The sequence below is a fragment of the Anaerohalosphaera lusitana genome (genome assembly GCF_002007645.1).
GTDB classification, from domain to species: domain Bacteria; phylum Planctomycetota; class Phycisphaerae; order Sedimentisphaerales; family Anaerohalosphaeraceae; genus Anaerohalosphaera; species Anaerohalosphaera lusitana.
The window spans coordinates 2,045,873-2,058,657 of record NZ_CP019791.1; the positions used below are offsets into that span (position 1 = coordinate 2,045,873).

The 12,785-nt window shown below is 53.0% G+C and carries 11 protein-coding genes; 3 read left to right on the plus strand and 8 right to left on the minus strand.

Going from position 1 to position 12,785, the window contains the following annotated elements:
* Positions 1-12 precede the first annotated feature (12 nt).
* A complete protein-coding gene (gene purF / locus STSP2_RS08390; RefSeq protein WP_146661698.1) occupies positions 13-1,446 on the minus strand; it encodes an amidophosphoribosyltransferase in 1,434 nt (477 codons plus the stop codon).
* Positions 1,447-1,722: 276 nt separating this feature from the next.
* Here purF and STSP2_RS08395 point away from each other — a divergent pair, with 276 nt between their 5' ends.
* Positions 1,723-1,986 carry a Sec-independent protein translocase subunit TatA/TatB gene (locus STSP2_RS08395; protein ID WP_146661701.1) on the plus strand — a complete coding sequence of 88 codons (264 nt, stop codon included), beginning with the start codon at positions 1,723-1,725 and terminating at the stop codon, positions 1,984-1,986.
* 296 nt (positions 1,987-2,282) lie between these two features.
* On the opposite strand, the gene tatC is transcribed toward STSP2_RS08395, so the two are convergent.
* Positions 2,283-3,074: a twin-arginine translocase subunit TatC gene (gene tatC / locus STSP2_RS08400; RefSeq protein ID WP_146661703.1), complete on the minus strand. Its 792-nt coding sequence runs from the start codon at positions 3,072-3,074 to the stop codon at positions 2,283-2,285.
* A 421-nt stretch (positions 3,075-3,495) separates the two neighbouring features.
* Between tatC and STSP2_RS08405 the strand changes: the two genes are divergently transcribed.
* Complete coding sequence (locus STSP2_RS08405; RefSeq protein ID WP_169853086.1) at positions 3,496-5,412, plus strand: methyl-accepting chemotaxis protein; 1,917 nt, start codon at positions 3,496-3,498, stop codon at positions 5,410-5,412.
* 83 nt (positions 5,413-5,495) lie between these two features.
* On the opposite strand, the gene STSP2_RS08410 is transcribed toward STSP2_RS08405, so the two are convergent.
* Complete coding sequence (locus STSP2_RS08410; protein WP_146661707.1) at positions 5,496-6,074, minus strand: HD domain-containing protein; 579 nt, start codon at positions 6,072-6,074, stop codon at positions 5,496-5,498.
* Between the two features lie 207 nt (positions 6,075-6,281).
* Here STSP2_RS08410 and STSP2_RS08415 point away from each other — a divergent pair, with 207 nt between their 5' ends.
* Complete coding sequence (locus tag STSP2_RS08415) at positions 6,282-7,625, plus strand: putative porin (protein ID WP_146661709.1); 1,344 nt, start codon at positions 6,282-6,284, stop codon at positions 7,623-7,625.
* A 56-nt stretch (positions 7,626-7,681) separates the two neighbouring features.
* On the opposite strand, the gene STSP2_RS08420 is transcribed toward STSP2_RS08415, so the two are convergent.
* The 5 genes from STSP2_RS08420 to STSP2_RS08440 all read right to left on the minus strand — a co-directional run bounded on the left by STSP2_RS08420 (position 7,682) and on the right by STSP2_RS08440 (position 12,756).
* Positions 7,682-9,112, minus strand: a complete 1,431-nt coding sequence (locus STSP2_RS08420; protein WP_146661711.1) for an RtcB family protein — start codon at positions 9,110-9,112, stop codon at positions 7,682-7,684.
* A gap of 21 nt (positions 9,113-9,133) precedes the next feature.
* Complete coding sequence (locus STSP2_RS08425; protein WP_146661713.1) at positions 9,134-9,553, minus strand: archease; 420 nt, start codon at positions 9,551-9,553, stop codon at positions 9,134-9,136.
* Positions 9,554-9,624: 71 nt separating this feature from the next.
* The gene (gene ahcY / locus STSP2_RS08430) at positions 9,625-11,049 is read right to left on the minus strand and encodes an adenosylhomocysteinase (protein ID WP_146661715.1); all 1,425 of its coding nucleotides are present in this window, start codon (positions 11,047-11,049) and stop codon (positions 9,625-9,627) included.
* Between the two features lie 208 nt (positions 11,050-11,257).
* Positions 11,258-12,160, minus strand: coding sequence for a hypothetical protein (locus STSP2_RS08435; RefSeq protein ID WP_146661717.1), 903 nt, complete (start codon positions 12,158-12,160; stop codon positions 11,258-11,260).
* Entirely contained in the window at positions 12,157-12,756 is a 600-nt protein-coding gene (locus STSP2_RS08440; protein WP_146661719.1) for a DUF4339 domain-containing protein, read from the minus strand. Before STSP2_RS08440 ends, STSP2_RS08435 begins: the two co-directional genes overlap by 4 nt.
* Between the last annotated feature and the right edge of the window lie 29 nt (positions 12,757-12,785).

The following is a 12,785-nucleotide window of genomic DNA, read 5'->3' on the forward strand; positions in this document are numbered from 1 at the left end:
TGAATTGGGTTATCAGTCGATATTGTCGAAAAGCTGCATCTGGTGGCGTTCCAGCGACAGTTTGTTGAAGGCGGTGTTGACGGGCATTTTGTAATCGCCGCTCCAGCACGCAGTGCAGTAATGGTCACCCGGCAGGGAGGCACAGGAGAGGAGGCCGTCGAGTGAGATGTAGCCGAGGCTGTCGACCTTGAGGAAGTCGCGGATCTCTTCGAGCGTGCGGTTGTTGGCGATCAGTTCTTCTTTGGTCGGGAAGTCGACGCCGAAATAGCAGGGGCTCACTAAGGGCGGGCATGCTACACGCATGTGGATCTCTTTTGCGCCTGCTTCACGCAGGGAGTTGATCTTGCCCTTGGTGGTTGTGCCGCGGACGACGGAATCGTCGACTACGACGACGCGCTTGCCTGCGACGGCTTCTTTGACGACTGCGAGTTTCATTTTGACAGCGAGGTCGCGCAGTTCCTGCGAGGGGGCGAGGAAGGTTCTGCCGACGTAGTGGCTTCGTACGAATCCCATGTCGAAGGGGATGCCGCTCTCGCTTGCGTAGCCTACGGCGGCGGACGTTCCGGAGTCGGGTACGGGTGTGACGATGTCGGCATCGACGGGGTGTTCCTGTGCGAGGACGCGGCCGGATTGTTTTCTGAATTCGTGGACGCTGTCGCCGAATATGCGGCTGCTTTGTTTTGCGAAATAAACGTGTTCGAAGATGCAGTGGCCGGGTGTGACGGTGCCGGGTTCTACGAAGAACCTGCTGCTGAGGCCTGTTTTGTCGATGGTGACTATTTCGCCGGGCTCTACGTCTCGGATGTACTCGGCTTCGATGGCGTCAAAGGCACAGGTTTCGCTGGCGACGCAGTATTTGCCGGCTTTGGTTTTGCCGAGACATAGCGGTCTGAAGCCGAACGGGTCGCGGGCAGCTTCGATCCTGTCGGGGAAGAGGAAAAGTATCGAAAATGCGCCGTGAAGATGGTTTAGCACGTGTGCGAGGGGGTCGGGTTTGCTGACGTGGGTGGGCTTTGCGAGCAGGTGGACGACTACTTCGGTATCGTTTGAAGATTTGAAGATGTGGCCGTATGCTTCGTACTCGTCGCGAAGGAGGTTGGCGTTGATGAGGTTGCCGTTGTGGGCTACGGCGATCTGGCCTTGTGAGTATTCGCTGAGGAAGGGCTGAGCATTCAGGGGATTGCTTGAGCCTGTAGTGGAATATCTTAAATGGCCGATCGCGGTGGGGTTTTCGAGTTTCTCGAGGAAACCTTTGCTGGGGCGGAAAACTCGCCCGACCTGGCCCATTCCGGTGTAGCATTTTATGTATTCGCCGTCGCTTGAGGCGATGCCTGCGGATTCCTGGCCGCGATGTTGAAGACTGTGTAAGCCGAAATATGTTTTTTTAACTGCCTCGGCATCGTCAAAAATGCCGAAAACGCCGCATTCTTCTTTGATTTCAGACATACCTTTGTCCATTAGAATTATGTTTGGAATTGAAAGAGGTAGTTTAGTCAAAAGGATATGGCAAGTCAATTTGATTTTGTGGTTATTGCGCGGGTCATACGTGTGTATCTGCTGTGATGTTCCTGCAGGGCAGCTAATAAAGCGGCGGATTTGGGAGTTTTATTGTTGCATGGTGTCGAGAACATAGATACTTATGTTGCGTATTGGGTATTGACTTGAGCGTTGAGGGGGAATAAAATAGTGTTTTGACAATTTGTGTTATTAAAGGGTGTATAAATGTTAGATAGCATTTCGCATTTGCAGGCATTTTTCGGTCTTCCTGGTGGTATAGAGTGGATCGTCGTTCTTGTCATTGCCGTACTGTTGTTCGGCCGTCGCCTTCCTGAGATCGCACGGGGTATGGGTAAAAGCATCACCGAGTTCAAGAAGGGCGTAAAAGAGGGCCATGATGACATTACCAAGGCCATCGAAGATGCGGACGAGGAAGAGCCGGTCGTAGATTCTGAAGAAAAGACTGAAGAAGCCAAGAAGACCGAATAGCCGTTCAAGTCTGCATATAACTACTGCTCTAAATTGCCATGTCCGCTTGGCTTGATGTTCAAACCATTGTGGACGGTGGTTTTGTGCGCATTTACAGCCCACCCGTTGACGCAATAAATCTTTTGCATGCCTGAAGTTTCATATCCTGCAAGTTTACCTGAGATATTCTAGCTGAGATCTGTTGAAGGCCCATCGGACTTTTTGGCATGGGTTTTAGGCCCCGGGGAGAATTACTGCGGCCCGAAGTTTAGGCTCAGCAATCCCCAAATTCATCCTCTAAATCGTTTCGAAACCTCTTATTCTGTATTATCGGTCGAATCGCTTTCTTCTTTTTCGGCCTTCTTTTTGGCCGCGATCTGGCAGAATATTATGCTGGCTTCGTAGAGAAAGAACATCGGTACTGCAAGGGCGATCTGTGAAAAGACGTCCGGGGGGGTTATCACTGCAGCGACTATGAACAGGCCCATTATAACGTATTTTCGGCCCTGTTTGAGCATGTCGACGGTGACGATTCCTATTTTGTTAGCAAATATGATCACGATAGGCAGTTGAAAGCCAAGGCCGAAAACGATGGTCAGTGTCAGCAGGAAGCTGATGTATGATCTGAGGGTGGGATTATAGCTTAGGAAATCGGACCCGTAATCGAGTTTGACGAAGAACCTGATGGCCATCGGACCAACGAATTTGAAGAAAAATGCCGCGCCGGTTAGAAACAAGATGGTGCAGGCGGGGGTTACCGTCTTCATGAATTTTTTTTCGTGGTTGTAGAGGCCGCTGGCGACGAATGCCCAGAGCTGGTAGATGATCCATGGGGCGGCGATGACTACGCCGATGAAGAGGCTGATCTTCAGATAGACGATAATGGGATCAGCCATTTCGATAAACTGCATGCTGGGTTCTTTGCCAGCCTCTTCCATGATCCCGCGGTACTGGGCCACGAGAAAACTTATCAAACGGCCAGCGAGAATCATTCCTATTATCATGCCTGCAAAGACTCCGCCTATGGCCAGCATAAGCCGGATACGGAGTTCTTCCAGATGGTCGCCAAGACTCATCGAAGCCAGTTTTTCGTGTTCAATTTGCATCATAGATCGAGATCCCTCTTGCGCATGAATCAAGTTTTCGCAGTTTATTAGAATGAGTCACTTTTGGCAAATCCTTTCTACGTCCGAAATTGATTATATGTGCTTTTGTGGGCATATGGGCAATCCTGTACATGCTGTGCGGACCATCACGGCGAAAATTGACAGACCCTATTGAGATAGTAGTCAGTTCGGGAAAAATATTGAATATTTGCCAAAGGCGGGTTTTACCATGTTCGTTTGTTACCGATATGCACATTGAATCGTTTTTTTTTATTTGGCAAAGTATAGAGGAAAAGGACATGTTATGGGTAAGATGAACTTTCGTACCAAATTGATCATTTGGGTAGTTCCGGTCTGTGTTGCATCGGTAGCATTGCTGGCTTTCACTTTTTACATTTCAGCGTCAAAGGGTATAAAGAGCCAGGTGAGAGTTAATCTGGATCAGATTGTCACTAAGACACATGATCAATTGCAGGATTGGGTTTCTGACCGCGAGCGCGATGCGTTAGTTCTTAGCAAGGATAAGACGCTGGCGATGGCTTGTCAGGGAGAGAGAGTTGAAGAGGCAAGACAGAAGCTGGAGTCATATTTTGAGAATGTTCCGTTTTATGAAGCGATGTTTTTGGCCGACGCGAACGGAAAAATATTTCTGGATTCGGTAGGGGGAAACGCGACCGGTATAGACATCAGTGCGATTGACGTATACAGTCAGAACGTTAAAGAGGCGCAGGCCGGACGGGTTTATGCAGGTGATGTGGCTGTATCGCCGGCATCGGGCAGGCCCGTTTCGCTGGTTACCGCACCTATAATGAAGGAAGGTCAGTGCATTGGAATGGTAGGAACACCTATCGAGATCGAGTACCTTTCGGATAAGCTTGGTAAAGGGACTAAAATCGGTGAGACCGGTTATGTATTCATATGCAGGTCCGATGGTATGACGTTTGTGCATCCCAGCAAGAAGCACATCATGAAGACGAACATAGGCAAGCTGGATTTTGGTAAAGAGATCCTCGAGAAGAAGAACGGCGTGGTCAAGTACGAATGGCAGGGCGATGCGAAGATAGCTATGGTTAAGACTTATGATAAAAAAGGCTGGATCATAGCGGGTACTGCAACGGACAAAGAGTTCTTTGCTTCGATCGCGAAGCTGAAGTATACAGCAACGGTCTTTGCAATCATCTCCGCAGTGGTGATCACTGGTATTACGTGGCTGGTCACGACAAAGGTATACAAGGTCATCAGCCGTGTATCGGGAGCACTGTCCGCCTCAAGTGAACAAATACGTTCGGCGTCGGGGCAGGTATCCCAGAGCAGCCAGTCACTTGCTGAGGGAGCAACCGAACAGGCAGCGGGGCTGGAAGAGACCTCTTCGAGCCTGGAGGAAATGTCCTCTATGACAAGTCAGAACGCCGACAGCGCTCAGCAGGCAAGTACGCTGGCAAATCATTCTACAAGTGCGGCTCAGAAGGGCAGTGAAGCGATGGGTCGGATGAATGAAGCGATCGCTGAGATCGAGAAGTCATCTGATGATACAGCAAAGATAATCAAGGTGATCGACGAGATAGCGTTTCAGACGAACCTGCTTGCGTTGAATGCAGCAGTCGAAGCTGCGCGGGCAGGCGAGGCAGGAAAAGGATTTGCAGTGGTGGCTGAGGAGGTTCGCAACCTTGCGATGCGTTCGGCACAGGCGGCCAAGGACACATCGGAGCTGATCAAGCAGTCGGTGCACAATACCGGCGTTGGTGTTGAAATCGCAAAGGAGGTCGGCGGAGCACTCGATGAGATCGTTTCAGGCGTCAATAAGACAAGCGATCTTATCGCGGAAATCGCCGCTGCTACGAGTGAACAGTCGCAGGGCATAGAGCAGGTCAATACGGCTGTCAGCCAGATGGACAAGGTGACGCAGCAAAATGCAGCCAGTGCCGAAGAAAGTGCCAGTGCTGCAGAAGAGCTGGACGCCCAGGCAAGGCAGATGAACGGTATAGTCAATGAATTGATGGATGTGGTGGGGCTGGATCACATTTCCGAGGATGCTCACAGCAGCCGAGCTGCGGCGGGTTCTTTCAGCTTTCGTGCGTCAGACAGTGTGTTTCATGAGATAGCAGACTCTTCTGACAGGCCGTGCTGGGAATACAAAGACTGCGGGAGAATTCCCGGCGGGAAAAACGTGGATTCACTTGGCGTTTGTCCTGCGTATCCGGACCATGGACATGAATGCTGGAATGTTGCAGGCACATTCTGCGGCGGAAAAGTTCAGGGCAGCCAGGCTCAAAAGCTGATGAGCTGTGTTGAATGCGGTTTTTACAAGGGATGCAAGAGCAGAAGTGCGTGTAAAAAGTAGCGATGCCGGCTTAGGTTTCAATCAGCCCAGGCAGTTTATAAAAGAGGCTCCTATGCGGTTTCAAGGAGCCTCTTTTTTATTGATCAGTTCTGGCCTGCCAGGTCGAGTTCTTCCGCGGCGGTTCTCATGCCCATGATGGTTTCGGTCATCAATTCGCTCAGTTCCATGTCGAGCAGTTCTGCGCCTTGTTTGATGATGTCGCGGTCGATCTTTGCGGCGAAGGACTTGTCCTTGAATTTCTTTTTTACGGACTTGGCTTTCATGTCCATTACGCTTCTGGAGGGGCGGACGAGTGCGGTAGAGGTGATAAGGCCGGTGAGTTCGTCGGTTGCGAAGAGCACCTTTTCCATCTTGTGTTCGGGCTTGATGTCGGTGCACTGCTGCCAGCCGTGGGACAGTACGGCGCGGATGTAGTCTTCAGGCCAGTTGTTTTCGCGGAGAATTTCTTCGGTCTTTTCACAATGCTGATCGGGGAACTTTTCGTAATCGAGGTCGTGGATCAGGCCGATGACGCCCCATTTTTCTTCGTCTTCGCCGTACTTGTCAGCAAAGTAACGCATTACGGCTTCGACGGCCAGGGCATGCTTGGTCAGACTTTCGCTTTCGTTGTACTTTTGAAACAGTGCTAATGCATCATCTCTTGTTGGTGTGTAATCACTCATAATAATCTCCAAAACTTCAGTAACGAGAGTGACAAGTTTACGCATCGATGCATATATTTTCAAATCCTTTTTTTGCATTAGCAATCCGCTCAAGACCTGCTTTTCTTTAATGTTTGACAATGTTGCGTGTTTAAGGATAATGCGGCGTTGACTAGTTCAAGGTTATGTGTATCTGCTAATTGATGGTGTTTTGCGGAGGCTGTTCAGATGAGAAAGCTATTTTTGTGTGTGGTTATTGCTGTTTTTTGCGGAGAATACGCTCGTGGTGAGCAGAGCGTTGAGGACAGGCTGGCAAGGCTGGAGGCATTGCTGCAGGCTCAGCAGGAGCAGATCCAGACCCAGCAGGCTGAGATCGAATCGCTGAAAAAGGAGTTGAAATCGTCTCAAGGGGGGCAGGATGATGTTGAACGAGCCGATCAGGAAGATCTGCAACTGCCGGTTCAGGACGGCGCAGCGATCGGACAGCGCGAGATCGATGAAATGGTCGATAAGGCTCTTGCAGAGCGTGAGAAGGATGGGACACCTGAATGGCTTGAGAGAATTAAGCTCAAGGGCGACTTCAGGTTCCGCCATGAGCATATCGACGACGAAGTCGCAGACAGGGATCGGGACAGGACGAGGCTGCGTTTCAGGATCGGGGCCGATGCGAAGGTGAACGATGAAGTTGATGTCGGATTCAGGCTTGCGAGCGGATCGGATGCGCCGACTTCGACGAATCAGTCATTTGACAACAGCTTTACCAGTAAGGACTTTTTCCTGGACAGGGCGTATGTGGATTACCATCCGGCAGCACTGGAAGGCGTGAATATATACGGCGGTAAGATGCCGAATCCGTATTATTTCCCGGGCAACAGTGATCTTATGTTCGATACGGATGTCAATCCGGAAGGTGCCGCGCTGACAGTGAAAAATACGCTGGCCGATAATACGGAAATGTTTGGTTCGGCGGGAGTATTTTACGTCGAAGAAAGACCTGAGGATGCGGAATCGAGTTTGTGGGCAGCACAGGCGGGCATGAAGCGGGAACTGTTTGCGGATACGAGTCTGACAGCGGGTCTGGGCTACTTTGATTACGGCAATGCTAAGGGATTCCAGGCGTTTGAATCGAGCTATACGGGCAGTCGGCTCGGCAATACGCTGGTCAATGACCGTTACGATATGGACTATGACATATTTCAGATGTTCGGCCAGCTTGGCTGGGATGCCGGCGGGGTGCCGATGGTCGTCTTCGCTGATTATATGAAGAACACGGACGCGACTGTAAGCGGGGATACGGCATACCTGTTCGGTACGGGCCTTGGCAAGCGTTCAAAGCCGGGTACGTGGGACGTTTTCTATAACTACAGAAGGATTGAATCGGATGCTGTGATCGCAGCTTTCACGGATGCGAATTTCGGGGGCGGCAGGACAGGCAGTAAAGGACACAAGGTTAATTTCAACTACCAGGTTTCCAAGAACTGGGTGTTTGCTACGACCTATATCTGGGGCGATTTCGTCGGTTCGGGTAAAGACTACCGCGATCTGTACTTCGATATGAAGTTCAAATTTTAATCAGCTTAACGCTAATGCGGATCAAGGCTCGTCCTGCAATGGGGCGGGCCTTTTTTTTATCCTTTGACGCAGATGACCGGTACGAGGCGGGCGACCCTGTTGGCGAGGCCGGCGTTTTGTGCAGATTCGACGACGGCGTCGACATCCTTGTATGCGCCCGGGGCCTCTTCGGCGACGCCTCGGAGGGACTTGCTGCGGATGAGAACGCCTTCGCCTGCCAGTTGATTGACGACGGATTTGCCTTGCCAACGTTTGGTGGCTGAACGTCGGCTCATGGTTCTGCCCGCGCCGTGACAGGCCGAGCCGAAGGACAGTTCGCGGCTTTTTTCGGTGCCCACGAGAATGTGAGACGCGGTGCCCATTGTGCCGCCGATGAGTACGGGCTGGCCGAGGTCTTTGTACTCGCGGGGAAGGGAGGGATCGCCGGGTCCGAAAGCTCGGGTCGCTCCTTTGCGGTGGACGTAGAGGCTTTTTTTGCCGTCCTGTATGGTATGTTTTTCACGTTTGCAGGTGTTGTGCGAGACGTCGTAGAGCAGGCGGATGTTGGCTTTGGGCAGGACCTTTTCGACGGCCTGGCGGACCAGGTGGGTGATTACCTGGCGATTTGCCATTGCGCAGTTGACGCCGGCGGCCATCGCGCCGAGGTAGTCGAGGCCGATGGGGGAGTCGAGGCGGGCGCAAGCGAGTTCACGCTCGGGCAGGTCGATGCCCATGCTGTTTGCGGCGGTGGCCATGGATTTGAGGTAGTCGGTGCCGATCTGGTGACCGAGGCCGCGGCTGCCGCAGTGGATGCTTATCTTTACGTCGCCTTCGTGTATGCCGAACGCTTTGGCGGTTTTTGGGTCGTATATTTTGTCTACGACCTGGACCTCGAGATAGTGGTTGCCGGAGCCGAGAGTGCCGACCTGTTCGAGCTGGCGTTTTTTTGCGTGGTCGGAGACTTTCGACTGATCGGCATCGGGCATGCAGCCGTTCTCTTCGATGAAACGCAGGTCGTCGGTCAGGCCGTAACCGTGTTCGACGGCCCATTTGGCGCCGCCGGTGAGTACGTCGTCGATCGAGTGCATGCTGAGTTTGACTTTGCCGGTGCTGCCTACGCCTGCGGGGATGTGTCGGAAGAGGGCCTCGGCGAGCTCTTTGCGAACGGATGCGATGTCTTCGGCGGTGAGGTTTGTGTGCAGGGTTCGGACGCCGCAGGCGATGTCGAAACCGACTCCGCCGGCTGATACGACTCCGCCTTTGTCGGGGTCGAAGGCGGCGACACCGCCTATGCAGAAGCCGTAGCCCCAGTGGGCGTCGGGCATTGCGTAGGAGGCCTGGACAATGCCGGGCAGTTGGGCGACGTTACGGACCTGGTCGAAGACCTTGTCGTCCATTGCTTCGATGAGTTCGGCGGTGGCGTATATGATGCCGGGCACGTTCATTTTGCCGTGGGGTTCGATACGCCATTCGTTTTTGCTTATTCGCGTGAGTCTGTTCGTGTCCATGTTTGCCTCTCTTGCTTAGTCCTACACATCTACTACGCACTGGGCGGCCCAGTCGCCCTGGGCGTTCCGGTAAACTTTTAATTCTGAATAGGTGGCGGCTTTTACTTCCACGGCGATGTCGTGTTTTTCGGGGTCGGCCTTTTCGCCCCAGGCTTTTGCGTGGAGTTCACTGCCGTCGATGTGGACCTCGAATTTTCGATAGAGCATGCCGTTGACGGCCATCTGGAGGATGAGTTGATTGAGCCAGTCGGCGAAGAGAAGCTCTATGTCGGGGGCCTGGCAGTGGATGTCTTCGGCTGTGGCTGGTTCTACGGTTTCATAGTCGCATATGACCTGCGTGAGGCCGATCGCGCCTTGCTCGAATGCTTCTTCGATGGTGGGGCCGATGCCTCGTACGCCTATGTCGGCCTGGTGCTGGAAGTGTTCGTATCTGGCTGTCATTTCGTGCTCCAAAAAAAATACGCGGACAGAGCACCGGCTCCATCCGCGTTCAGTTTTCATCACGTTTGCTGTTAGTACCTGTAGTGCTCCGGTTTGAACGGTCCTTCAGCGGATATTCCCAGGTATTCGGCTTGCTTTGGTGTGAGCTTTGTTACCTTTGCGCCGAGTCTTTCGAGGTGCAGTCGGGCGACTTCTTCGTCGAGCTTTTTGGGCAGGGTGTAGACCTTGTTTTCGAGGTCCTCTTCTGCGAGCATGATCTGGGCGAGGCACTGGTTTGTGAAGCTGTTGCTCATTACGAAGCTTGGGTGGCCGGTGGCACAGCCGAGATTTACGAGTCTGCCTTCTGCGAGCAGGATGATGGATCGGCCGGAATTGAGCGTCCATTTGTCGACCTGCGGTTTGATGGTCTGTTGATGGCAGCCGGGGTTTTCGTGCAGGTAGATGGTTTGAATTTCGCTGTCGAAGTGGCCGATGTTGCAGACGATGGCTTCGTTTTTCATCTGCTCCATGTGCTCACCGGTGATGACGTCGCAGCAGCCTGTTGCGGTGACGAAGATGTCGCCGATGCTTGCGGCTTTGTCCATGGTGGTGACTTCGTAGCCTTCCATGGTGGCCTGGAGGACGCAGATGGGATCGATCTCGGTTATGAGTACTCGTGCGCCGAGGCCCCGCATGGACTGGGCGCAACCCTTGCCTACGTCGCCGTAGCCTGCGACGACGACGATCTTGCCGGAGACCATGACGTCGGTGGCTCGTTTGATGCCGTCGGCGAGGGATTCGCGGCAGCCGTAGAGGTTGTCGAACTTGGATTTGGTAACCGAGTCGTTGACGTTGACGGCGGGGAAGGGCAGGTCGCCGGTGTTCTGCATCTGATAGAGGCGGTGGACGCCGGTTGTGGTTTCTTCGGATACGCCCTTGATGTTTGCAGCGATATTAGTCCATTTCTGCGGGTCGGTCTGACGGCCGGCCTTTATGCGGTCCATGACGATCTGCAGTTCGGGGTTGTCGTATTTCTGTTCGAGCAGGCTCGGGTCCTTTTCGGCTCGCATACCCTGGACGACGAAAAGCGTTGCGTCGCCGCCGTCGTCTACGATGAGGTCCGGTCCGGAGCCGTCAGGCCAGGTGAGGGCCTGTTCGGTGCACCACCAGTATTCTTCGAGGGTTTCGCCTTTCCATGCGAATACGGCGGCGGAGCCTTTTTCGACGATGGCTGCGGCGGCGTGGTCCTGCGTGGAGAAGATGTTGCAGGAGGCCCAGCGGACGTCGGCGCCGAGTTCGACGAGTGTCTCGATCAGCATGGCGGTCTGTATGGTCATGTGCAGGCTGCCCATGACCTTGAGGCCTTTGAGGGGTTTTTGTTTGCCGTACTTGGCGCGTGTGGCCATGAGGCCCGGCATTTCGTTTTCAGCCAGTTCCATTTCGGTCCGGCCCCATTGGGCGAGTGATATATCTGCGATCTTGTGATCAAGATTCTTGTCCAGTTCGATTACTGCCATGAAAAACCCTTTCCGTTATCATGAAATTAAGCAACAGGTTCAGTCAAATTTCCAATAGAACCTATTTCGGCCTTGTTTGCAACTATAAATGTTCGTTTTGCGGGCCTGGCGGAGGGTTGGAGATAAATAGGCGAGGTGGGGACTGGTTGGTATTAGTGGTTTGTCTTAATGCCGACTGAAATTATTTAATATTGCGTATGTCGGACGGTCAGTATCTGATCTCGATTTTCTTTATGGATCTATTGAAGGGCAGGGCGACGGCGAATAATTGGGGCTGGTCGTCGATATCCCGCATTCGGCAGATGGATCGCCCGATGAGTTCACCTTCTTTGTCGAAATACTCGCAGGAGAGGCTTTTGCGAGCAAGGGCCTCGACCGCCATTGCGGCGTAAAGGTTGTCCCGGCTTTGCAGCCATTGCTCGTTGAGCTTGTCAGCGGAGGCAGGGAATTCGGGGGTTTTGCGGCAGAGGAGTATGAGCTGGTTGTTCTGGCGGTCCCGGTCGATGTCTTCGACGGTGAAATACTCGTGGAAGTTTTCGGCTTGTACGGATACGTCCTCGATCTTATATGGTTTTAGGCCCTCGTAGATATCCGAAGCGATCTTGCCATAGGGGACGAAAAAGGCGGAGATGCCCACCACAATCGCCAGTATTGCGAAGGCTGCTGCGCCGATCTTGAGTTTGTCTTCGAGGGGCATTTCGGCGGCAGGGGGGACGGTGTCGGCGGGTACGGATCGCTGTTCGATCATCAGGCCGCCGTCCGGGCCTATGCAATAAAGGGCCTGTTTTTCGGTGTCGGGAGAATATTCGATGCTTCGCAATGTGGAGATGAATTTTACTGCGTCGTCGGCGGCGAAGCAGGCAAGCAGGTTTTCGAGCGGGTGCTTGAGAAGTGAGCTGACCGACTCGACTGATTGGGGAAGGCGGTTGGTTTTTTTGTCGGGCAGGAGAGTGAATCTTTCGCCCTCGGTTGACAGGTGGAAATGGAGCTTGCATTCTTTGGCCTGCCGGAGGAACCTGCGGAGACATTCTTCGTCATTCGCGTCGGTGATGTATCCTTCGAGCATGCCGTCCAGTATGTATGTGCCTTCGATCTTTTTATTGCGGTTCATCTGCTATCTCCCCATGCAAGCTGGCTGACCCTATCGGCTCGCGCCCATTCTACGAGGGAACGGTGCCATACGTATGTCGAATCCTTGATGACGCCTTCGGTGAAATACTGTCTGAGTTGGCCGAGAGTTACTGGGCCGACCTGTACTCCGTCGGCTTCATAGTACCAGCCGAGCTCGTTGCCGTTGTCGGCGGCGGAAGATTCTACCGGTCTGCGGTCGCTGGGGTCGGGCGGTATGACGGGTGCTTGCTGTTCGCCCTCGATCAGGTGCTGAAGGTTTTCGTTGGGGCGTATCGCTGTTTTGGTATCGAGGCCCAGGGCGTCGTCGTGTGTGTCGAGTCTGCCCTGGGTGTATTTGCGGAACTGTTCGTTCTTCATGCGTTCCTGGCGTAATTGTTCCTGGAGGCGTCGGTGTTCGATCTTCAGTTGTTCCTCGCGCTGCTCCTGTGACTTTTTATCGGAGACCACGAGAATCAATATCAGTCCCAGAAGTCCTAAAAAGAAACCTATTAAGAACCAGCCAACGACACTTCTGCCTTTCTGTTTAGCTAGCAGTGCTGTCAGAACTCCGAGAATGAGTGCGAATATCCAGAACATACCGACTCCAATTGTTTTTTAGAATAAGT